This is a genomic window from Erwinia phyllosphaerae (assembly GCF_019132875.1).
Taxonomy (GTDB): domain Bacteria; phylum Pseudomonadota; class Gammaproteobacteria; order Enterobacterales; family Enterobacteriaceae; genus Erwinia; species Erwinia phyllosphaerae.
The window spans coordinates 121464-140446 of the sequence record NZ_JAHSPF010000003.1; the positions used below are offsets into that span (position 1 = coordinate 121464).

Below are 18983 nucleotides of genomic sequence, written 5' to 3' on the forward strand. Positions count from 1 at the left end.
GCTTACACTCCGTATTCCGCGCGCATGTCGTTCGCTGCGACAGAAAACCGTTGAAATTCGGCGGAATCGAGATGGCGTTTTGATTTATTAATCAGCGTTATCAGAGCCTTTAAATGCGCTGCCGCGTCAGGTGAATTTGGTGACAGTTCATCGAATTTCGCATTGATTTCTGCCATCGCGTTCAGGCGGTAAAAGCGCTGAACAGCTTTATTTTTCAGCTCTGTGTACAGTGAGATGCCCAGCTCGTCTTTTTTATCCTCAATCTGCTTGCGCAATTCTGTAGCGCGTTCCGGCGTGTCGGCTTTCTGAATACCTTCGCGTAGCTGCTGTGCTATTTCAGGCTCTGCCGACTGCGCGGCAGGTTCTGGCGCTGCAGCGGCCGTCGGTGTTTCGCTGGTAGATTTTGTCGGTACCGGCTCTGCTGGCGGCGCTGCGCTGGCCAGTTCGCTGAGAACTACGCGATCGGCTGCTGGCGTGATGTCTTTCTCAACGCGCGGGCCTAATTCATCGTCGGAATAGACACCTAAAATGACGTCCGGACAGTACAGGCGAGCCCATCGCTTAACGGCCAGGTATGCCAGCTGCTGGCGGGGATCACTTGCCCACAGCGTAGAATTTCGCACCTGTGCCTGGCTGAGATAAAGCGTTAATTCGCGAGGTGTATCCTCCCCGCGCAGTGTCGCCCAAACTTTAACGCCTACGCCTTTTTCGTCTGCCAGGCTCCAGCCGGGGGCAATATATTTGTTGCCCTTCGACGAAGTTTTTTCGACGAATTTGCCGATCACGTTTTCCCACAACCCAAACCAGTCGTAATGGAGCCTGTCTTTTGTCGGTGCCATAGTAGTTATAACGGCGTTAACCAGTTGGGCTTCGTAGCCCAGCGTGCCGCTGACGATATGTGTTTTCTGCGCGACTGCAAACGGATCCATACCCCAGCGGGCCGCCTGCATAGCCGTGGCCATGCAAGTTTCAGGTTTGCCACGGTAATGCGCTGGCACCATTTCCCCGCTGTTGGCCATGACATTTGCCAGCACCTGCAGCCGGTTGAATAAATCGCCATTCGTCAGGATTGAAACGTTATCGATCGTGCGCACGGCATTATTGCCGGCGGTCGTAATTTCGTTCATGCTGCCTCCATTTCTTTCTGCAGCCATTCCAGCCGGCGCAGGTCGTAATCGTTGAGATCGTCGGTGTAGTCGTCAGTGATTGGCGCTGGCCAGTAGCCAGTTGTCATGGCGTTATCGATATCGCGCAGCGTTTTTTTGTATTCGAGACGGCCCAGCTGCAGCAGATCTGGAGAGGCTTCCACAATGGCAACCCAGCAGTAATTTTCGTCGCTGTTAATGAAAATCCAGTAGAACTGGTCGAACCCGGCGACGTCGGAATACATCGCGGCGCTGAGGTGGTAATCACGGCCCGTAATCTCGCGGTGAAGCCGCGCCTTTACCTGGTCCGCTTTAACGCCCCACATGCTGATAGTCTTCAGGTCCAGGCCGAGACGGCGGCCGCCGGTGGTGATTTCGATATCAGGCCGCACGCGGACTTCCAGCCCGGTGTCTTCGTCGATGCCGAAATAACTGACCTCCGATTCCCTATGTGGATGATTGAGCAGCGGCCCGATTGTCGGGTGCGCCAGCAGCGCAGCCTGTAGCGCTTTCGCATGCTTCATCTGCTTCTGTGTAACCGGAATACGGCCGTCATCGCATTCTTTCCATGATGCGATTAGCTCGTCGGCAAATACGGCATCCGGACGGATTTTTTTCACGATGGTCGTTAGCTCTTCTTTGCTGCCAGACGTGTTAACTGGCTGCGGCCGCTGGCGTTCGGCTGCAACGATCTGCGGCTCAATGGTTTCCAGCACGCTTAGCAATTCGTCGCGGCTGCCTGCCGTTTTCAGCGCTGCCGGCAACGTGGCGTTGTATTGCTTAATGGCCGCTTTCATAGCCGTAACAGTATGTTTTTGGTCTGCCGGTATGGTCTGGAATCCAGGCGGCAACATGCCGTATAACATGCCGGTTTCAGTCGCATCGCAGCCCAGCGTGTAGGGCTTTTTCTGTCCGGCGTTATACGCATCGATCCGGGTTTTTATATCGTCGATGCTCAGTCCCGGCTGTAGCGCGGCGTTGTACGCCTCGATCGCCTTTTTCATGCTTGCTGCAGTGGTAAACGCGCCGTCCGGGATTACTGGCTCAATATTGAATTCGCTGGCGAGTTTTTGCGGCTGCAATGCCAGTGTATGCACCAGATTGCCAAAATTCAGCGTGCTGGTGGCTTCGCGCGGAATGGTTTTCGCAACGTGGCGGCAGTGATACCAGAGCAGGCTTACACGCGCATCTTTCAACATTGTGCTGCTGATGCCGTTCGCGCCGTGATAAGCCGCGTTCGCCAGGTCTGGATAGCGGCCCGGTTCGAAATATGCCGGTTCTGGTTCGTCGGGAGCTGTATCTGGTTCGACATAGGCCGCTTCTGGTTCTATTGCAGCGCTGGCGAGTGGTGAGCTGGCAAACAGCGCGGAAACGTCATATTTGCCGTCGCCCAGTGGCGTAAATGCTTCCGGTGCGGTGGCGGCCATTTCCTGTTTTTCACCTTCATTTGAGGCATTTTTTACCGGAAGCGGATCTGCCAGCGTTTCCTGGAATGCAGCTGGCTGGCCTGCTGGGTTTTCAGCTGATTCAGCCTGCTGCGCAGTGTTTGCCAATACGCTATCCGCGTCTTGATGTTCCTGTCCTTTCTCATTTTCATTGTGCGTTCCTTCAGCTGGCAGCGCGGCGCATTGCTGTATGCCGCAAGCGGCAGCAACGGTTTCGGCGGTAGGGTAAGCGTGGTCTGATTCCGTCAGATTTCTGTTGATGTACTCGCGCAGCGCAACTGGATTTTGGTGAATATCGTCCGGCGCGCATTTGACGAGCGCGATAATTGCGGCGCGGGAATAGTCGAGGATGCCAGCGGAGCTGCGCAGAGCGTCGAACCATGCCGGAAACGGCCTCTCTTTGAGCTTCACGATATCGCGGGCGCGATTAATGACGCCGCCGCGCAGGTTATATATATCGAAATCCATCGCGCGGCCAACGAGGCCGATCGCGACTTCCAGCGCCAGCGTGTCGAAATCGTGTTTGAAATCCTCGCCGCGATCCGTGACATTACCGCCGCCTGCGTTCGTGCCGCTGGGCGTGCGATGTTCGATAACCGGTTTGTTATAACGTTTGACCCATTTTTCTACGACGTCAGCGCGGATTTTATCGCGGCCAGCACCCGCGCCAGTAGCGTCGTTGTGAGCAGCGAGCCATTCCTCAACGAACTTCAGCAGCAGACCGACGCCAGGCGCTTTACCGTCAACTGGCCAGATTGATTTCACGGCTGCGACGAGCATAAAAATGGTTTCAGGAAAAACGTGTTGCAGCTGGCGCACAGACGAACTGTTTACGGCCAGCAGCAGGTTTTGCGCGTAGGTTGCGTCAGTGTCATGCTGCAGGTGCGTTATTTCCCTACACTGCAGACGAGTTAATTCGCTGAAACTCTCATAGAGCCACGCGCCCAGCGTGCGCTGCAGCAGCGAGGCTTTTTCAGCGGTGCAGATTACATCGTTGTCAGATTCGGTTGCCGCTGGCGCTACTGGTTCCTGCACTGTTAGCGCTGCAACGTTGGCCGGTTCTGCTGGTTCACCTGCAGCTGGCGCGGTCGCGTTGATTTTGACAGTTTCCGCCGGGGCAGCTTTCAATTGCCACGTTGAGCCGTTCAATTCGTAGCGATCGCACCAGACTGCATCGAAAATGTTTTCTGGCGGCAGGTCGTCAAAAACAGGAAAGTCAGTGCGCATGGGTTTAAAATAATGAGCGCTGTCATAACCTGCTTCATCCAGCAAATAATTAATTTTATTTATAGCCGCTTTATCGTCTTTGGCTTCAAAATGAATAAAGAGGCTTTTTTTATCAAACTTTTGTTTCGCTTTGAGAAAATAAGAGTAAACGGACATTTTATTCATCCCCACCTAAAGCTCTGAAGATGGCATCGGCAATATCTTTGCCGTCTTGATTTCCTTCTGCCAGCTCGTCGCACATATCGATGAAATTAACGTATTCGCTATCGAGGAAGGCGTTCAATATTTTTGCTTGTTCTGCGGTAAGTTCGAACATGATTTCTATTCCTTCAGAGTTTACCGACCGCCGGAGCGGCCGGGCGGTAATTAATGACGGGTTTCAGGTTTTCCCAGCATGTCTTTGATGAAATCTTTTATCGTATTCGCATTTATCTCAAATGAGGCGAATATTTCTTTTTCAAATTCAGCACCTTTTACGGAATCCTTAGATAAATCAGCGTAGTTAGCAAAGAGCGCCCTCGCGGCGCACAAATGGCAGTCCACCTCGGGCAATTCGCCGAGAGCTGTAAATGGTGTAATAATTTTTTCTTCGCTAGTTACGTTTGTTGCTACATAACCAATGATTTTATCATCAATGTAAATAGCAGCGACTTTCCTGTCTGTCATTTCTATAAAGGTGACGGGATTGAATTCAATTAATAAAGCCAAACTTGATTTTTTCATGTTGCTGTCCTTTCTTCAGATTGAGTAACGTCCTGCCAAATGAATGACATATTTCCCTAGTGTGGCTAAAATTTAATACGAGTAGGCTTCGCGGAGCAGCTTATTTCCTAACTCGAAATTTCCTGATTTTGCGGCCGCTTGTGCTTCGGCCAGTTTATTGCGGTCAGTAATCAGAACAACTTTTGCAGAGCAATAATGCATTGCGTCCATAATTTTTATCGCATCTGCCCGGTTTAGAAGCGTATCGACTGAACCTATAACCCGATTACACCTGTTGCATAGAACCGGGTAATAACCGCCGTTGTCCGGTGTCCAGGAAACGAGCGTTCCCATGTTTTTTCTCCTTTCAATCCTGGCCAGCTGCAACTACCAGACCGACCACCACCAGCGCCAGGCTGGCGCCAACCATGCCGCCTAACAGCGCGGCGATACCTATCAACATTTGGTTCCCTCCGTTAGTTGATGCTGACCTTCCAGCCAGCATGGTCGGGATTCCAGTCCGTTTACTGCGACGAAGTTACCGACTCGGCGGATTCAATCCGGACGCCGCCGCGTTATTCCGGATCATTCTCTGCTACATGGTATACGTGCCGGTTACGGTTCCGGCGACGTCAATGACGCCCGTATCTGGCCCTGGTGTGGCCGCAAATCGTGTTTAGCTGGCTATGCCGTGGTAATCGTGGCAGGTCGCTATGAGTGCTGCGGTTCTCCGTCGGCACAGCCAGCTAAATTTTGTTTGCCCTTATCGCCGGGCCAGCGGAACATTTTGTTAGCCTGCCGCGCCAGCTTGTGCTTTTGCGCTGAAGAGATAATAAGCCTACAGCTTAATAAATCAAGCTAAGGTTTAATTTTTTTTTGCGCATTTCTTTTTAAATTATTGGTTTCAGGAAGGTTATTTTTTAGGGGAGCAGGCTTGAGGGCCAAAAAAAACCGGCTAACGCCGGCTTTTTTTCGGGGGGGAGGTTAAGGCAATGGTTTATTGGGCGCTGCGTATTTTTCGTAGTAATCCTTGATTTCCTGAAGACGCATTTCGAACGCAGCGAGCATGTTTCTTTTCTCAGATGCGCCTAATTGTCTATATATCTCAATAAGTTGCATTTCATCGGCGCTAAGTTCGCTTTGCTGATCCCCACCTTCACCCAGCAGCCAAGATAAAGAAACATCTAACGCTGTAGAAAGTTTCATTGCCGACGTCTTACTGATTGAACCTCTTTTAAACCAACCATTTACAGATTGGGGGCTGACGCCTGCAATTTTGGCCATATCCATTTTGCTTAACCCTTTTAGCTTTTGAAGCTGGCTAAGTCTGGAGGTGAGTGTCGATTCGTTTAGTTCTGTTTTTTTCATGACTCAATTTTAAGCCAGGCGCTGAAATGATTTAAAGAAGCCTTAGCTTGACTTTTTTTAAGCTGGAGGCTTAATATCTTCCTGTTTTAAACATGGAGCTTAAAAATGAACGGTCTTGATAAGGCAATCATGCACGCAGGTAGTCAGGTAAAACTCGCAGCATCACTTGGGATTGCCACGCAATCAGTTAACCGCTGGCTACGAAAATATGAGGGTAAAGTTCCTCCTGAGCGAGTAATACCAATATACCGATTAACGGGTGTAACTCCGCACGAATTGCGCCCTGATCTACATCCGAATCCATCTGACGGCCTGCCGCCTGATCACAAACATACCGAATCGACACAGGGAAATCTGAACCATGAAAATCAGCAGGGAAGCTGAAGCGGGCAGGATCGCCCGCGAAATTGAGAGCTGGGCTTCGGAAATCGGATGGAAACGAGTCGCTTTAAGCGTCGCCGAACGACGATCTGATTTCCGGGAATCAGCAGCAACGGCGCGGGATCTACACAATATTGAGCAGCAAATAAAGCGCGCGCTACGCGGTGAGACGGATTATTACCGGCGCCAGGCGGCAGAAATGGCGCCCGCGCTGGTCGCTGCATTGCCAGCAGAACGACGCGTACGGCTGGTGGATCCTGATAATCCAGCACTGCTGGCCACCGTAGCCGCGAGGGATGGAATTCAGGCTATAAACGCTGTGCATCTGAAAGCGCCGGCGTCAGTAATTGAACAGGAAGTGGATCGGGCTATAGCAGCACTAAAGGCGGTAAAACAGGCCGTCTTAAATGGCGCTGCGTTTGCATAAATTATTGAAGGTTTTTATGGCCAACTCATGGCTCCGACTATGGCACGACATGCCGAACGACCCGAAATGGCGAACGATAGCAAAAGCGTCAGGGCAGCCAATCGCCCTGGTTCAGGCAATTTATCTCCAGCTTTTAGTTAGCGCTGCACAGAATCCCGTCACGGACAGTAACGGCGTCACGTCACGTCACGTGACCGTCACGAACGAGGATATTGCGAGCGCACTCGACGTGACGGAACGTCACGTTGATGACGTGATTAATGCGATGCAGGGACGTGTTTTAGACGGAACAATTATTACTGGCTGGGACAAAAGACAGGCACCTGCAGCAGCTCAAAGAAGTGGCGGAAGGCCCGCCCTGACTGCTGCGGAGCGGGCCAGGAAATATCGTGAGCGTAAAAAGGCGGAGTGCGATAAAGAAACAACCGTCACGTCACGTCACGAAGCGTCACGTGACGTCACGCGCGTCACGCCACAGATAAGAGAAGAAGAGATAATAAAAGAGATAAAAGATCTAAAACCTAAAGATCTCTTGCCCGGAGCAAAAAAACAGCTCCAGGCCGACGCCAAACCACCAGCAGAAATTTTTATAACCCTTCCGCTCTCAGGAGGTGGCGGGGAATATCCGGTCAGCACGGAATTCATTGCTGAAATGGCCGGGTTATACCCAGCCGTGGATATTCGGCAGCAGCTGCGAAACATGCGCGGCTGGCTGGACAGCAATCCCAAAAAAACCAAAACCAGCCGGGGCATCCGGAAATTCATCACGAACTGGCTGCAACGTGAGCAGGACTCGCCGCGCCATCAGCAACGGGACGTAAATCATGTATCGGGAAACGGGGAATCACTGGCAGACCAGCAGCTCAGGGCAGGCCGCGAGCAGTGGCTACGAGAGCAGCAGGAGCAATACGAACGCAGCGGATACGCCGGCGTGGCGGCTGTGGGATTTGATGACCAAAATTTATTCGAACCGCTGGATCACGAAAAACGGGAACCGCCCGAATAAACTCTGGGAAACTCAAACGCAGGCAATGACTGCTGAACAGCTCAGACGGGTAGCGACGGCGTGCGTTGACCGATGCCGCGCCGGAAACAGCTGGCCACCCGATTTCGCTGAATTCATGCAGCTTGTGGCAGAATGCGGCAGCGGCGGCCTGGGCCTGACCACGGCAGACGTGCTGAACGAATTCAAGCGCTGGCGCGAAAACGAGTGGCGCTACAGCAGCGTTGATAAATTCCCGTGGAGCCAGCCGGTTTTATATCACATCTGCATCGAACTACGGCGCGACGGTATCGAGCGCAACATGACGCACGCAGAACACGAAAAGCGCGCTGCCGCGCTGCTGCAGCGGTGGGAGAAAAAAATTGCTGCAGGGTACCCCGTACCGCCAGTACGCGTCCAAATCGCAGCGCCAGCCAACCCTGGCGGCCCAACACCAGCCGAAACGCTGCGAGCAGAATTTCTGCGCCGCGAGGCTGCAGGATGGTTTAAGAAATAGGGTAAATATTAAAAAAATGATACGAATCTAAATCATCGCTAAACGAGGTGGTAAGACCAGCTAAACTAAAGTTCAGTAAATAACTCTTTAGGGGTATGATACGGCAATCTCAATTATTATTGGGTTTTAAAAAAAACAAAAAAATAACTTCACGGACGATGATATCTAAAAAATATCTGCTTAATTAACTAATTCCGTGAGATTATTCCCATGTTGAAAAAAATTTTCAAACGTCAGGATAAATTTGATGTCGTAATGCGTGATAACATTCGGCAGAAACTGAAAATGTTCGACGATGTGATATTTACATACGCTCTGATAAATAAAAATAACCCGAATTATTTTTATATCCTGAGTAATCGCATTGGCTGGTTTGAATCAGACTATCAGATAAAAAAACGCCACCGCACAGATCCAGTTATTATTACAGGCATAAGCGGTGTCAGTGATTTTTTTTGGGACCAGGCAACGATGACGCGCAGCCTGGGTGACGTTGAAATATTCGATGCTGCCCGGCATCACGATGTAATGCAGGGTCACACGTTTACATTGCACGACGAATTAAACAATGTCGCAATGCTGACTCTAATCAGAAAAACCGGCGATACACCGCAATTCCAGAAAACAATTGACCGAAATCGCGAGGCTTTTAAAAAAATACTGCGTGATTGCCATCAGCTAAATATGAAATTGCGTGGTGTTGAGGGGGAAGTGATTTATTCAGGATGTCGCCGCTATCAAATATACGAAACCGCCGATGCCAAAATCATCCGCCCGATTATGGATAATGAAATTATCGCGCCGCTTGATACGCTGGCAGAAATAGTAAAACGTCGGGCCTCCAATTCGCCCGCTGAATTTGATAATATAGCTTCATAGGTCTGAACAGCCTTTAGCTTGCCGCGCCATTTCGGAGAAACCAATGGCGCAATTGATACAGTTAGAAAAAATAGCACCAACTCTGCTGGCTCCGGCAACGATCGAGGCCAGCGAGTTTTTGCAGCGTGTAAAGCTGGGCGAGCTGGTGCAGGCCGAGTTTCGCCGCGTCCGCAATTATCAGTACCACAAACGATTTTTTAAACTGCTGCAGCTGGGGTTCGAATACTGGACGCCTGCCGGCGGCACGCTGTCGCCTGGCGAACGGCAAATTGTTGACGGGTTCGTTAAATATCTGGTCAGCATGGCTGGCCAGCACGGCGAGACACTCAGCGCGGCCGCCGATAACTATCTGCATGCAGTCGGCCAGCGGCGTGCTAAAGACATGGCGCTGCTTAAATCGTTCGAACCGTACCGGGCGTGGGCAATCGTTGAGGCCGGTTATTACGATACCGTAATATTGCCGGACGGCCTGCGTCGCCGCATGCCAAAATCCATGAGCTTTGCGCGGATGGACGAAGACACGTTTCACGCGCTCTACAAATCCGTTTTTAACGTTCTGTGGAATTTTATTTTATTCCACAGCTTCCGCACGCCTGAAGAGGCTGAAAACGTGGCCGCGCAATTGCTGGAGTTCGCATGATGAAGAAAGCAGAACAGCGGCCCTTCAGCGCGCCAGCCACTTCAGAACTATTTCTCTTTGCCCTCTCCACCACCGAACCGGCGAATGCGGCGTGGCAATCTAAGCAGGGCAGGCGATGTGGAAAAAAATTACGGTACCGAAGAATGCCTGCTGGCGCAGGTGTATGAGCTATTAAATGGAGAGTAAGACGTTGCGTGATATCTATGATGTATTGGATAAATGGGGCGCCTGGGCAGCTTCTGATAACAGTGGCGTAGACTGGCAGCCGATAGCGGCAGGCTTTAAGGGCTTATTACCTTATAGTAAGAAATCGCGAATGCAATGTGATGACGATACGGGGATTATGATCGATGGGTGCGTAGCGAGATTGAGAAAATTGAAGCCAGAAGAGTACGAGCTGATTATTGCGCATTTTGTGCTTGGTATTTCACTGAGAAGTATCGCTCGCAAACGTAAATGCTCTGATGGAACTATCAGAAAGGAATTGCAGACAGCCGAAGGTTTTATAAGTGGCTGCCTTGCAATGTTGAACATGGAAATTAAAATGTAAAGGTGATTTGCTAGCCATTTATTTCTTGGCTAGCTTTTTCAATGTCTCAGACTGCCTTTTGATAATTTTCTTTCTGTTCTTGATAACCGCTTCAAAATCAAAGACTTCTTTAATTCCAAGTAACATTGGAATCGCTGAGTATAGCGAGCAAGCTATTGCAGAAACTACAATGTTCGTTAATGTCTTAATATGATCAGAAATCAATTCTTGCTTGCCAGCCATACTAATTAAAATCACCCCTAATACTACGAGGATTTGCAGAATCATGACTATTAACGTAGATGACCTTTTTCTCTCGACTATTTGATTAAAATGTCTTAATTCAGTGCGCGACAAATCTTCTGCAGCATTCTTTTTTGTTTCAGAAAGCTTGGTGTAAAGCGTAATGCTATTGGCAACAGCGGCCGTGAGTACTACTATAACTGGCCAAGGTATACTATCTAGACTTATATATTTGGATGAAAATTTCCAAGTAAAAAATGACAGCAAAAGGAGAACTACCAAATGAAATGCAGCACTTGGTGAACGTAACCATTTGAACCTGCCATTACTCTTACTCGCCATCTTCCTCTATTTCACCAGTTCTTACTAAGGTCATTAGCCATTCATGCATTTGGCTATAAAGTTCATGTTCATCAATCAGGCTATTGTAACTCGTAAGCTTTACAGTCTCCCAGAGCCTTATCTCTTTACCCGTCAAACGAGTGCCGCCGACCATCTCAACCGTCACATCTTCATCAGGGTAATGTCGTGTAGCATCTACAAGGTTCCTCAACATTCTCTCACCACTATCCGATGTTTTTCGTTTGTAGCTGATAGTCAATCTCACTTCAAGATTGGCGTCGTCAAGGCAATCTTCCAGTTTACTCGAAGAGATAAACTTTTCCCACTGCTCTGCAAGCATCACTTTCAGCATATCAGAAGCGGCGCCGCTGGGTACCCAAGAAGGAGCATCTTCCATTTTTTTATGTTCAGATACAGCTACCACTGGCGCTCCAACAGAAACTGATTTTACAGGCCTTTTCAAGATTTCTTCTATGATTTCTTCTTTAGGTTTATCAGTCACTTTTAGTATGCATTCTGCTGGTATTGAGGTAGTCAGACTGCCAAGTAACCATTTAAGGTGGATTTCAAGTTCTCTGGTGGTAAGCGAACGGGACTGCATTACAACAATACTGTTACCGAATACTCCAAAGTAGAGAATAGAATCAATGAATTCTCTAATTACTTGCTCGTTTTCAGACTGAACCTTGTCAGCCTCTGCATCTGTCAATTTTGAAAGTTCAACAGAAGTCACCGACCTTATCTCGTATGATTCAGCATCGTCTTGCAACTGGATGTACCGCTGAGAGTGTCCTGGCTCAAAGGCGACTAACTGACAAAAAAGTACGCCATTGAATTCTTCACTCTTGTTGATAAGCCGGAAAAGCTCATCAGAAGCCGGATTAACCAACTCCTTTCGTTGGTCAGCCTTAGGGTGGGATTTTAAGATGGCAGTAAGCATTTCCTGTAAGGATTGATTACACCCTGGAATGGATACTTCTTTGTAAATTATTCTCTTAGTCTTAGTAATCTTGAGGTTCGCCATATAATTCCCTTTTAAATCAATATCTTAATAAGATTACTACCTGTAGTGTTGCAACAAAAAAATTTTAAGGTAGGTCTTCAATAGTCTTCTTCCTAAAATAATACCAAAAAAAGCTAATGCGTACGCAAAACTTCTTTTAATCTGCTATGTGTTGTCACTATGCGTTGACTCATAAAATTTAAAATCGCGCTATTAAGCGTTTTTTTGTTTCTGACCACAGAAAAGCGTGCCTCATTACCCCAGAGCCAGAGCGCTAGTCCGGAAGGTGTAACATACAAGGGAACGCGCTTCTTTGAAGTAAATGGCAGACTGTTAAAAATCCAGGTATTGACCGCTAGTGGATATTCAAAGCGTTATAAATGACCTGCTGTGGTAAATCCTTTTAATCGGCGGGGGCAGGTTCTGGTTTTTCTGGCTCACCGTAAGGCACCGGCCTACAGCTAACACACTCCTTGTCATATCCTCGCTTACCTGCTCCTGCGGGCTTTTTTATAGATTTTCTCAGCTTTCTACACAAGAAAAGCACAGCAGTATTTTTTAATTAAGGATCGTTACAGATGGCAGAACCCATCACTACCAGCGCGACCGCGATGGCAGCGAGCTGGGGCTTAGTTGCGTCAACGCTAATCGGATTTATAACGTCTGTCGATTACTCAATAGTGTTTGGCGCGTTTGCAGGCTCAATGTGCTTTGTCGTCACTGCGCGGGAATTGTCGCGTTGGCAGACGCTTGGCTATTTCGTGTTTGGGTATGTAGCCAGTCTTTTGTGCCATTCTTGTGTTGTTACCAGGCCTGAATGGGTGCACCTGAAACATAAACTGGAAGCCGTTTTTTTGAAAAGCTGGTGACGAGGTGTGAGATTGAGGAAAGCCATGCTGATATGCAGTTCAGAAAAGTGACTAAATAAAAGATAATTTATTTCCGTGATAATTTAAGCCCCTTACTTTTTGCTTGGGGCTTGTAATAACCTGAAACTATCTGGCTTTTAATGTCCCACTAAATTCAGAACCTGCGCCAGCAGAAAGGCCTACTACCATTAAGTACTTACCTGAATCAGTAACAGTTTCATTAACCTTTCTGGTTTCACCGTCTGCCGGGGCACCTTTTAGTGTGTCACCATAGTAGTAGTTAGCAGGATCTTCGTCTTGCGGATTACCACTACCATATTTTATGGTTGCACCTGGCTTATAGATAGTCAGGGCTGAGTTGCCGTTATTATCTTTAAGGTTAATATGCAAGCGTTGCCCGGATTTCAAAGGGAGATACCAGCATTTTTGTTCGTATCTCAATAAGTTACCTTTGAAGTTAACTTCCTGGCCTTGAGGCGCTTTTAGAACAGGTATGTCACGACAGCTAACCTCAGCATGCAACTGTGTTGAAAAAATAGCCGTCGCTAACGTTAACAGTACAAATTTTTTAGTCATAATCACCCGGTATACATGAATGAAAAAGATAGATTCCAAGGTATTGTACGCAATTTCTTATCACTTTCGAGGCATAAAAGGACAAAATCAAGCCAGGATTATTCAGCTGATGCCACAGTATCTACCAATCGTGATGGCAAAATATCAGATTAATACTTATTTAAGAGTCTGCCACTTTCTCGCTCAGCTTTGTAAAGAAAGCAAGGGCTTTTCCTCGTTAACCGAGCAGGGCATAGACCCGAATCACAATGCTTATGAAGGCAACAAGCAATTGGGAAACACTAAGCGGGGTGACGGTTATTTATTCAGAGGAAGAGGATTTATACAAATAACGGGCCGTTATAATTACAATAAAGTTGGTGAAGATTTACACAAAGATTTGATTCATCATCCTGAGCTTTTAGCCAGCGATATACAACTTGCCCTTGAGTCAGCTGGCCTTTTCTGGACGAAGCATGGGCTAAACAGGCTGGCAGATAAAGATGATATTGTGGCAATAACACACAGGATTAATGGTGGTGAGCATGGACTATCTGACAGGCGTTTATTTTTAGCCCGAGTAAAGGCTGCAATGCTTTAACGTGATTACTGAAATATCCGTGCTTAGCTCCATGGCAAAAAAGATAGTATAAGTATGCATAATATCAGTTAACGGAATATTGATTTTGTCCGAAGTTGGCGTATTATCTCCCTAAAGTGGGATTTCTGTGCATACGCCACTTATGATTTTGAACCTCGCCCCGGCGGGGTTTTTGCTTTCTGTATTTGGGAAATGAGCCCACAACCATAAAAAATTTAAGCTTGGTGTTAGCATATTTTTGTTTTTACTGTATTTTTGCTTCTGGGTACACCATTGCGCACGTATCCATCCCTGCTTCTGTCACTGGGTAACTGATAGTGGAATTTTCCGGCTCTCGGAATCCAATCGAAGTCTCCACCCAACCATGATTATGCGGACATTTAATAAGTATGGGGTCTCGCTCGACGTCAAAAACGATGAAAATTTGCAAACCTCCAACTTCGTACACTTTTATTTCAGAAAGGGCAGTACCGCCGTTATAGTTTTTGATTGCTTGTTGAAGCGTTTGCATTTATGTCTCGCTTTATAAGATTATCGTTATTTATTAAACGCATTGGCATGTATTTGCAATGCTTAAATTATGATGAATGCCTGAAATTCTTTAGTTTGAGACGCTACCTTATCAAGGCTCACTTCGGTGGGCCTTTTCTTTTTTTCGCCAAATGCATAACCCCCGCTCAGGGAGGTGGAGCTATGAAAATGCCAAATCGTGATCCCAGCACTTACGGCCTGCTGGCTTGGGCGCTGATCCTTGCTATGTCAATCTGGGGCGGCCTGGTGAAATATATCGTCGAGGTGCGCCGCAATAATCAGGTGTGGAGCTGGGTTGCCGCACTGGCCCAGGTCGTCGTGTCCGGGTTCGCTGGGCTAATCGGCGGCCTGCTCGCGATAGAGTCAGGACTCAGCATCTATTACACGCTTGTCGCCGCTGGTATGTCAGGAACAATGGGATCGGCAGCGTTGAACTATTTCTGGGAACGGCTCACAGGGATAAAAAATGGAAATCAGTAATCGCGGTACCGAGCTAATTAAACGGTTTGAGGGGCTGCGCTTAACGGCATATCGCTGTAGCGCGGGCGTTCTGACTATTGGCTATGGTCACACTCGCGGCGTGAAAACCGGCGATGTGATTACCGGCCATCAGGCTGATGCGTTTTTACGTGAGGATCTGCAGGTTGCAGAGCTGACGGTAAACACAAATGTCAGGACAAAAATGACGCAGGGCCAGTTTGATGCGTTAGTGTCGTTCGTGTTTCACGTTGGTACCGGTAATTTTACCCGCTCAACGCTGCTAAAAAAACTGAACGCCGGTGATTATGCCGGTGCTGCCGGGCAGTTTTACCGCTGGATTTATGCCGATGGCAAACCGCTGGATGGACTGCGCAGGCGGCGTACAGCAGAACGGGAGCTGTTTTTATCATGAACTGGAAAGCGGCGGCTTTCGGCTTGCTGCTGGTGGCAGCGCTGGGGCTGGGCAAAACGACGCTGTCCTACCGCGCACAGTATGCAGCGGCGGCAGAGCAGGCGGCAGAACGTCAGGCAACAATAGACGATATGCAGCAGCGCCGGCAGGCTGTAGCTGCGCTGGATGCGAAATTAACGGGAGAATTAACCAATGCCCAGGCTACTATTACTCAGCTGCAGCGCGATATTAGCGCTGGCCGCCGCCGGTTGCAGCTCGCCGTCACCTGTCCGCAGCAACCCGCCGCCAGCGCCGCCAGCCTGGCTAATGCAACCAGCGCCAGACTTACTGACGCCGCTGAACGGGATTATTTCACTCTCAGATATCGAATCGAAGTCGCCGGAAAGCAGATAGCCGGTCTTCAGCAGTACATTAGAGAGCAGTGCTTGAAATAATGACGCGTGAAAATCATAGCTTTTATTTTAAAAAATATTATATCCTTGATTTTTTGATATATAAACGAGGGTATGCCAGTCATGAGTCGTTTCAGTAAAATCGTTCCTGTGAGTGGAAAATGGTATCTGTTTGTTGAGGGCGACAAAAGCGTCAACACTTCTGATGCAGTATATCCAATAGCAGCTTGGGGTGAGTGTGAGTCTGATGGGACAATTGTCGGTCTTTCTACGGTGAGCAAGCTAAACCCTGCTCAATTGGTGGGTCCGCCTTCTGAATTCAAATGTTATTACCTGACCGAGGAAGAGCTTACTGAACGCCACCGCATATTACTCAAATCAACAACAAGTTTTCTCAAGCCCTAAAAGGAAATGATTATTCCGCACTAGACGCATTTGCGAGGCTTCTGATGATGATTAATTTTGCTTCACTGAGAGCGGTCTCAAAGCTAAGGTATACCTCATATTTATAAGGAGATTGTCATGCAAGACTGGTTCGTTTCTTGGCACGAGGCAGGAAATAAAGAAAATTGTGCATATCAAGTCTTTGTATCAGAGGATAAGGATCCTGCGCACGTACTGGCTGAGCAGATGAAGTTGATTGCCGCACACAATAGGTTAAATCCGAGGGATTTGTTAGTTGTGGCTTTTAACAAAGTATAAATACCAATTTTATTAATAAGCCGCCTCTGGGCGGTTTTTTTTATTGGAGTGAACAAGACGCATGGGCATACCTCGCGCCGGATGACGAGCTTAAGATGGAGCATGTGCCAAGGCGGACTGAATGAAATCCCATCGGTCGAGGTATTTTGAATCTTCACCTTTCCCAATCTTGAACAATGGAACAGTATGCTGCCAAGTGGATTGGCTGGCGACTATTTCGCTTGGGACAATGAATACTTCAGGGATATTTTTATGCGAAATGTCTTCGGACATGTTGCAGAAAACATAGAAATAATCAGGGGAGTTGGTAGGTATATGTTTGCCAACCATCCATTGGCGGGGCTGCGTTCTTGCCCAGGAGCCCTTAACCTGAATGCTTATGCTTTTGGAGCCATCGATAGTGGCAATGATGTCAACCGCACTCGATCCACTGGTAGTAAGTGCAGCGCTGATACCCAACTTTGACAGCATATATGCGACATAGTATTCACCTGCATCACCGGCGTTCTTAGAAGTTCGCTTAGCTATTTCAGACATATTAAATCCTTGGAATAAATAATGGCACTTACCGACAAGCAAGAAATGTTCTGTCGCGAGTACCTCATCGATTTGAACGCCACGCAAGCGGCTATTCGGGCGGGGTACAGCGAGAAGACCGCGAACCGTACCGCATCCCAAAACATGTCAAAACCTGACATTCGAAACAGAATCGCCGAACTTAAAGCGCAACGCAATGAACAAATTAACATCAATGCAACTTATGTGCTTCGTCGCCTTGTGGAGATTGATCAGATGGATGTAATAGACATTTTAAACAATGATTTATCACTAAAGCCGGTTGCTGACTGGCCTGCTTCATGGAGGCGTTATATTTCTGGTTTCGACCTGGCGGAAATGTTTGAAGGGCATGGCGATGAAAGAGAAATGGTCGGCATCCTTAAAAAGATAAAGTGGCCGGACAAAGTCAGAAACCTGGAGTTGCTCGGTAAGCACGTAACAGTGATGGCATTCAAAGAGCAGGCGGCGCACGAACACACTGGCAAAAACGGCGGCCCGATAGAAGTGGCTGCCCTGACCAAAGACGAGTACAAAGCTGCCCGGCGGGAGATGTTGGAGGATGACGACTGCTGAGCAGAAAAATTACGCCCGCCGGTTAGAGTGTGAGGAAGACGGTCTGTATTTCGCGCGGTACTTCTTCAAGCAGCGCACCGGCGGCAAGATGATTGTCGCGCCACACCATCAGGTTATTCAGCGAACGCTCGACCGCGTGGTTGATGGCGAGATAAACCGGCTGATTATTAATGTTCCGCCTGGCTACACAAAAACCGAACTGGCAACCATCAATATGATGGGACGCGGGCTGGCACTCAATAAACGTGCCCGATTTATGCACCTCTCATATTCTCATAACCTGGCGCTGCTAAATTCTTCGACCGCGCGCGGAATAATTAAATCAAAAAATTATCAGGCCATGTGGCCAATGGACTTAAGCGTCGACGCGGACAGTAAGGCGATGTGGTGGAACGAGGCTGGTGGCGGCGTATATGCATCATCAGCGGCAGGTCAGGTTACTGGCTTCCGTGCCGGACACATGGAGCCAGGCTGGCAAGGTGCGCTGATTATTGACGACCCGGTAAAACCGGATGATGCATTTAGTGAAACAGTGCGTGACGGCGTAAATAATCGGTTTAATGAGACAATAAAATCACGTCTGGCCGTCGAAACCACGCCGATGATCGTGATTATGCAGCGCATCCACTATCAGGATTTAAGCGGCTATCTGCTGCGTGGTGGCAGCGGTGAAATGTGGCACCACCTGAATTTGCCGGTAATGATTGATAATGCGCTGAGCTACACAGAGCAGTATCCCGAGAACACCCACGCGATACCGATTGATCATGGTCTGCCTGATGGCTGGCTCTGGCCTTATAAACATAATGAATCGCATCGCGTGTCGCTGTTCTCTCACCGCAGAACGGCAGAAGCACAATATATGCAGAAGCCGCGGCGATTTAATGCTGAAGGCGCCCTGTGGAATGAATCCTTGATCGCCGGCGCGCATAAGCTTCCATTGCGCGAAGAGCTGGTGCGTACCGTTGTGGCTATAGATCCGCAGGCGACTAACAGCGAGGAAAGTGATGAATCCGGCATTGTCGCTGCCAGCGCTTATGGCTCAGGAAAAGATAAGCAGTATTCAGTGGACGCCGATTATAGCGGGCGGTTTTCTCCCAATGGCTGGGCTACTAAAGCGATTAACGCTTATGAGCGACATAATGCTGATGCCATCGTTATCGAAACCAATCAGGGTGGCGATATGGCTAAGGATACGCTGCGTAATGCCGGTTTCGAAGGCCGCATCATTCGCGTACATGCTAACAAAGGCAAGTATGCCCGCGCAGAGCCAATATCTGCACTCTATGAGCAAGGCAAAGTAGCCCACCGTGGGAGTCTTTACACGCTTGAAAATCAGTTAATGGAATATGTTCCGGCAACTGCAAAAAAATCACCCGATCGGCTGGATGCAATGGTCTACGCCCTCACCGAATTAAGCGAACCTCAAAACATTGGTATGTTGGTGCGTAAGCGCTGACGGAGGACAACGTGACAACAG

The 18983-nt window shown here is 48.5% G+C and carries 27 protein-coding genes; 16 read left to right on the forward strand and 11 right to left on the reverse strand.

The window, feature by feature from the left end; all coding sequences use genetic code 11:
- Positions 1–2 precede the first annotated feature (2 nt).
- The 6 genes from KUE00_RS06360 to KUE00_RS06385 form a co-directional block, all read right to left on the reverse strand.
- Positions 3–1127, reverse strand: coding sequence for a RecT family recombinase (locus KUE00_RS06360; RefSeq protein ID WP_246758826.1), 1125 nt, complete (start codon positions 1125–1127; stop codon positions 3–5).
- Positions 1124–3973 carry a RecE family exodeoxyribonuclease gene (locus tag KUE00_RS06365; protein ID WP_246758827.1) on the reverse strand — a complete coding sequence of 950 codons (2850 nt, stop codon included), beginning with the start codon at positions 3971–3973 and terminating at the stop codon, positions 1124–1126. Before KUE00_RS06365 ends, KUE00_RS06360 begins: the two co-directional genes overlap by 4 nt.
- Before the next feature lies 1 nt (position 3974).
- The gene (locus KUE00_RS06370) at positions 3975–4133 is read right to left on the reverse strand and encodes a hypothetical protein (protein ID WP_246758828.1); all 159 of its coding nucleotides are present in this window, start codon (positions 4131–4133) and stop codon (positions 3975–3977) included.
- Positions 4134–4183: 50 nt separating this feature from the next.
- The gene (locus KUE00_RS06375) at positions 4184–4540 is read right to left on the reverse strand and encodes a hypothetical protein (RefSeq protein WP_246758829.1); all 357 of its coding nucleotides are present in this window, start codon (positions 4538–4540) and stop codon (positions 4184–4186) included.
- Between the two features lie 72 nt (positions 4541–4612).
- Entirely contained in the window at positions 4613–4873 is a 261-nt protein-coding gene (locus KUE00_RS06380; RefSeq protein ID WP_246758831.1) for a hypothetical protein, read from the reverse strand.
- 630 nt (positions 4874–5503) lie between these two features.
- The gene (locus KUE00_RS06385; RefSeq protein ID WP_246758833.1) at positions 5504–5887 is read right to left on the reverse strand and encodes a helix-turn-helix domain-containing protein; all 384 of its coding nucleotides are present in this window, start codon (positions 5885–5887) and stop codon (positions 5504–5506) included.
- Positions 5888–5992: 105 nt separating this feature from the next.
- Between KUE00_RS06385 and KUE00_RS06390 the strand changes: the two genes are divergently transcribed.
- From KUE00_RS06390 to KUE00_RS06420, 7 genes are all read left to right on the forward strand, one after another.
- A complete protein-coding gene (locus KUE00_RS06390) occupies positions 5993–6271 on the forward strand; it encodes a transcriptional regulator (RefSeq protein ID WP_246758834.1) in 279 nt (92 codons plus the stop codon).
- Positions 6249–6695 (forward strand): toxin YdaT family protein, encoded by a 447-nt coding sequence (locus tag KUE00_RS06395; protein WP_246758835.1) that lies wholly within the window; start codon positions 6249–6251, stop codon positions 6693–6695. Before KUE00_RS06390 ends, KUE00_RS06395 begins: the two co-directional genes overlap by 23 nt.
- Positions 6676–7701, forward strand: a complete 1026-nt coding sequence (locus KUE00_RS06400; RefSeq protein WP_246758836.1) for a hypothetical protein — start codon at positions 6676–6678, stop codon at positions 7699–7701. Before KUE00_RS06395 ends, KUE00_RS06400 begins: the two co-directional genes overlap by 20 nt.
- A complete protein-coding gene (locus KUE00_RS06405) occupies positions 7646–8194 on the forward strand; it encodes a replication protein P (RefSeq protein WP_246759288.1) in 549 nt (182 codons plus the stop codon). Before KUE00_RS06400 ends, KUE00_RS06405 begins: the two co-directional genes overlap by 56 nt.
- A gap of 210 nt (positions 8195–8404) precedes the next feature.
- Positions 8405–9073, forward strand: coding sequence for an autoinducer binding domain-containing protein (locus KUE00_RS06410; protein ID WP_246758837.1), 669 nt, complete (start codon positions 8405–8407; stop codon positions 9071–9073).
- Between the two features lie 43 nt (positions 9074–9116).
- On the forward strand, positions 9117–9713 hold the full coding sequence (locus KUE00_RS06415; protein ID WP_246758838.1) for a DUF1367 family protein: 597 nt from the start codon (positions 9117–9119) through the stop codon (positions 9711–9713).
- Between the two features lie 190 nt (positions 9714–9903).
- A complete protein-coding gene (locus KUE00_RS06420) occupies positions 9904–10263 on the forward strand; it encodes an antiterminator Q family protein (RefSeq protein ID WP_246758840.1) in 360 nt (119 codons plus the stop codon).
- Positions 10264–10281: 18 nt separating this feature from the next.
- Here the strand turns inward: KUE00_RS06420 and KUE00_RS06425 are convergent, their stop codons facing one another.
- Positions 10282–10827, reverse strand: coding sequence for a hypothetical protein (locus KUE00_RS06425; RefSeq protein ID WP_246758841.1), 546 nt, complete (start codon positions 10825–10827; stop codon positions 10282–10284).
- Positions 10817–11851: a hypothetical protein gene (locus tag KUE00_RS06430; RefSeq protein WP_246758842.1), complete on the reverse strand. Its 1035-nt coding sequence runs from the start codon at positions 11849–11851 to the stop codon at positions 10817–10819. Before KUE00_RS06430 ends, KUE00_RS06425 begins: the two co-directional genes overlap by 11 nt.
- 557 nt (positions 11852–12408) lie before the next feature.
- On the opposite strand from KUE00_RS06430, the gene KUE00_RS06435 reads away from it, so the two are divergent.
- Entirely contained in the window at positions 12409–12699 is a 291-nt protein-coding gene (locus KUE00_RS06435; protein ID WP_246758843.1) for a putative holin, read from the forward strand.
- A gap of 126 nt (positions 12700–12825) precedes the next feature.
- Here the strand turns inward: KUE00_RS06435 and KUE00_RS06440 are convergent, their stop codons facing one another.
- The gene (locus KUE00_RS06440; RefSeq protein WP_246758844.1) at positions 12826–13275 is read right to left on the reverse strand and encodes a hypothetical protein; all 450 of its coding nucleotides are present in this window, start codon (positions 13273–13275) and stop codon (positions 12826–12828) included.
- A 19-nt stretch (positions 13276–13294) separates the two neighbouring features.
- Here KUE00_RS06440 and KUE00_RS06445 point away from each other — a divergent pair, with 19 nt between their 5' ends.
- Positions 13295–13855, forward strand: a complete 561-nt coding sequence (locus KUE00_RS06445; protein WP_246758845.1) for a glycoside hydrolase family 19 protein — start codon at positions 13295–13297, stop codon at positions 13853–13855.
- Positions 13856–14099: 244 nt separating this feature from the next.
- Here the strand turns inward: KUE00_RS06445 and KUE00_RS06450 are convergent, their stop codons facing one another.
- Complete coding sequence (locus KUE00_RS06450; RefSeq protein ID WP_246758846.1) at positions 14100–14366, reverse strand: hypothetical protein; 267 nt, start codon at positions 14364–14366, stop codon at positions 14100–14102.
- A 182-nt stretch (positions 14367–14548) separates the two neighbouring features.
- Here KUE00_RS06450 and KUE00_RS06455 point away from each other — a divergent pair, with 182 nt between their 5' ends.
- The 5 genes from KUE00_RS06455 to KUE00_RS06475 all read left to right on the forward strand — a co-directional run bounded on the left by KUE00_RS06455 (position 14549) and on the right by KUE00_RS06475 (position 16372).
- On the forward strand, positions 14549–14866 hold the full coding sequence (locus tag KUE00_RS06455) for a phage holin family protein (protein ID WP_246758847.1): 318 nt from the start codon (positions 14549–14551) through the stop codon (positions 14864–14866).
- Complete coding sequence (locus KUE00_RS06460) at positions 14853–15278, forward strand: lysozyme (RefSeq protein WP_246758848.1); 426 nt, start codon at positions 14853–14855, stop codon at positions 15276–15278. The genes KUE00_RS06455 and KUE00_RS06460 overlap by 14 nt, the downstream gene beginning before the upstream one ends.
- Positions 15275–15712, forward strand: a complete 438-nt coding sequence (locus tag KUE00_RS06465) for a lysis protein (protein ID WP_246758849.1) — start codon at positions 15275–15277, stop codon at positions 15710–15712. Before KUE00_RS06460 ends, KUE00_RS06465 begins: the two co-directional genes overlap by 4 nt.
- Positions 15713–15793: 81 nt before the next feature.
- Positions 15794–16075 carry a hypothetical protein gene (locus KUE00_RS06470; RefSeq protein ID WP_246758850.1) on the forward strand — a complete coding sequence of 94 codons (282 nt, stop codon included), beginning with the start codon at positions 15794–15796 and terminating at the stop codon, positions 16073–16075.
- A gap of 117 nt (positions 16076–16192) precedes the next feature.
- On the forward strand, positions 16193–16372 hold the full coding sequence (locus KUE00_RS06475) for a hypothetical protein (protein WP_246758851.1): 180 nt from the start codon (positions 16193–16195) through the stop codon (positions 16370–16372).
- 90 nt (positions 16373–16462) lie between these two features.
- On the opposite strand, the gene KUE00_RS06480 is transcribed toward KUE00_RS06475, so the two are convergent.
- A complete protein-coding gene (locus KUE00_RS06480; protein WP_246758853.1) occupies positions 16463–16909 on the reverse strand; it encodes a hypothetical protein in 447 nt (148 codons plus the stop codon).
- 21 nt (positions 16910–16930) lie between these two features.
- On the opposite strand from KUE00_RS06480, the gene KUE00_RS06485 reads away from it, so the two are divergent.
- On the forward strand, positions 16931–17503 hold the full coding sequence (locus tag KUE00_RS06485) for a terminase small subunit (protein WP_246758855.1): 573 nt from the start codon (positions 16931–16933) through the stop codon (positions 17501–17503).
- Positions 17490–18962, forward strand: a complete 1473-nt coding sequence (locus KUE00_RS06490; RefSeq protein WP_246758857.1) for a phage terminase large subunit family protein — start codon at positions 17490–17492, stop codon at positions 18960–18962. Before KUE00_RS06485 ends, KUE00_RS06490 begins: the two co-directional genes overlap by 14 nt.
- The last annotated feature ends 21 nt before the right edge of the window (positions 18963–18983 follow it).

Coding starts and splice junctions, on each gene's coding strand:
- KUE00_RS06365 (WP_246758827.1), bottom strand. CDS start 3,973: ATGTCCGTTTACTCTTATTTTCTCAAAGCGAAACAAAAGTTTGATAAA.
- KUE00_RS06470 (WP_246758850.1), top strand. CDS start 15,794: ATGAGTCGTTTCAGTAAAATCGTTCCTGTGAGTGGAAAATGGTATCTG.
- KUE00_RS06400 (WP_246758836.1), top strand. CDS start 6,676: ATGGCGCTGCGTTTGCATAAATTATTGAAGGTTTTTATGGCCAACTCA.
- KUE00_RS06455 (WP_246758847.1), top strand. CDS start 14,549: ATGAAAATGCCAAATCGTGATCCCAGCACTTACGGCCTGCTGGCTTGG.
- KUE00_RS06475 (WP_246758851.1), top strand. CDS start 16,193: ATGCAAGACTGGTTCGTTTCTTGGCACGAGGCAGGAAATAAAGAAAAT.
- KUE00_RS06490 (WP_246758857.1), top strand. CDS start 17,490: ATGACGACTGCTGAGCAGAAAAATTACGCCCGCCGGTTAGAGTGTGAG.
- KUE00_RS06410 (WP_246758837.1), top strand. CDS start 8,405: ATGTTGAAAAAAATTTTCAAACGTCAGGATAAATTTGATGTCGTAATG.
- KUE00_RS06460 (WP_246758848.1), top strand. CDS start 14,853: ATGGAAATCAGTAATCGCGGTACCGAGCTAATTAAACGGTTTGAGGGG.
- KUE00_RS06450 (WP_246758846.1), bottom strand. CDS start 14,366: ATGCAAACGCTTCAACAAGCAATCAAAAACTATAACGGCGGTACTGCC.
- KUE00_RS06395 (WP_246758835.1), top strand. CDS start 6,249: ATGAAAATCAGCAGGGAAGCTGAAGCGGGCAGGATCGCCCGCGAAATT.
- KUE00_RS06370 (WP_246758828.1), bottom strand. CDS start 4,133: ATGTTCGAACTTACCGCAGAACAAGCAAAAATATTGAACGCCTTCCTC.
- KUE00_RS06485 (WP_246758855.1), top strand. CDS start 16,931: ATGGCACTTACCGACAAGCAAGAAATGTTCTGTCGCGAGTACCTCATC.
- KUE00_RS06415 (WP_246758838.1), top strand. CDS start 9,117: ATGGCGCAATTGATACAGTTAGAAAAAATAGCACCAACTCTGCTGGCT.
- KUE00_RS06440 (WP_246758844.1), bottom strand. CDS start 13,275: ATGACTAAAAAATTTGTACTGTTAACGTTAGCGACGGCTATTTTTTCA.
- KUE00_RS06465 (WP_246758849.1), top strand. CDS start 15,275: ATGAACTGGAAAGCGGCGGCTTTCGGCTTGCTGCTGGTGGCAGCGCTG.
- KUE00_RS06390 (WP_246758834.1), top strand. CDS start 5,993: ATGAACGGTCTTGATAAGGCAATCATGCACGCAGGTAGTCAGGTAAAA.
- KUE00_RS06360 (WP_246758826.1), bottom strand. CDS start 1,127: ATGAACGAAATTACGACCGCCGGCAATAATGCCGTGCGCACGATCGAT.
- KUE00_RS06375 (WP_246758829.1), bottom strand. CDS start 4,540: ATGAAAAAATCAAGTTTGGCTTTATTAATTGAATTCAATCCCGTCACC.
- KUE00_RS06385 (WP_246758833.1), bottom strand. CDS start 5,887: ATGAAAAAAACAGAACTAAACGAATCGACACTCACCTCCAGACTTAGC.
- KUE00_RS06425 (WP_246758841.1), bottom strand. CDS start 10,827: ATGGCGAGTAAGAGTAATGGCAGGTTCAAATGGTTACGTTCACCAAGT.
- KUE00_RS06430 (WP_246758842.1), bottom strand. CDS start 11,851: ATGGCGAACCTCAAGATTACTAAGACTAAGAGAATAATTTACAAAGAA.
- KUE00_RS06405 (WP_246759288.1), top strand. CDS start 7,646: ATGACCAAAATTTATTCGAACCGCTGGATCACGAAAAACGGGAACCGC.
- KUE00_RS06445 (WP_246758845.1), top strand. CDS start 13,295: ATGAAAAAGATAGATTCCAAGGTATTGTACGCAATTTCTTATCACTTT.
- KUE00_RS06380 (WP_246758831.1), bottom strand. CDS start 4,873: ATGGGAACGCTCGTTTCCTGGACACCGGACAACGGCGGTTATTACCCG.
- KUE00_RS06435 (WP_246758843.1), top strand. CDS start 12,409: ATGGCAGAACCCATCACTACCAGCGCGACCGCGATGGCAGCGAGCTGG.
- KUE00_RS06480 (WP_246758853.1), bottom strand. CDS start 16,909: ATGTCTGAAATAGCTAAGCGAACTTCTAAGAACGCCGGTGATGCAGGT.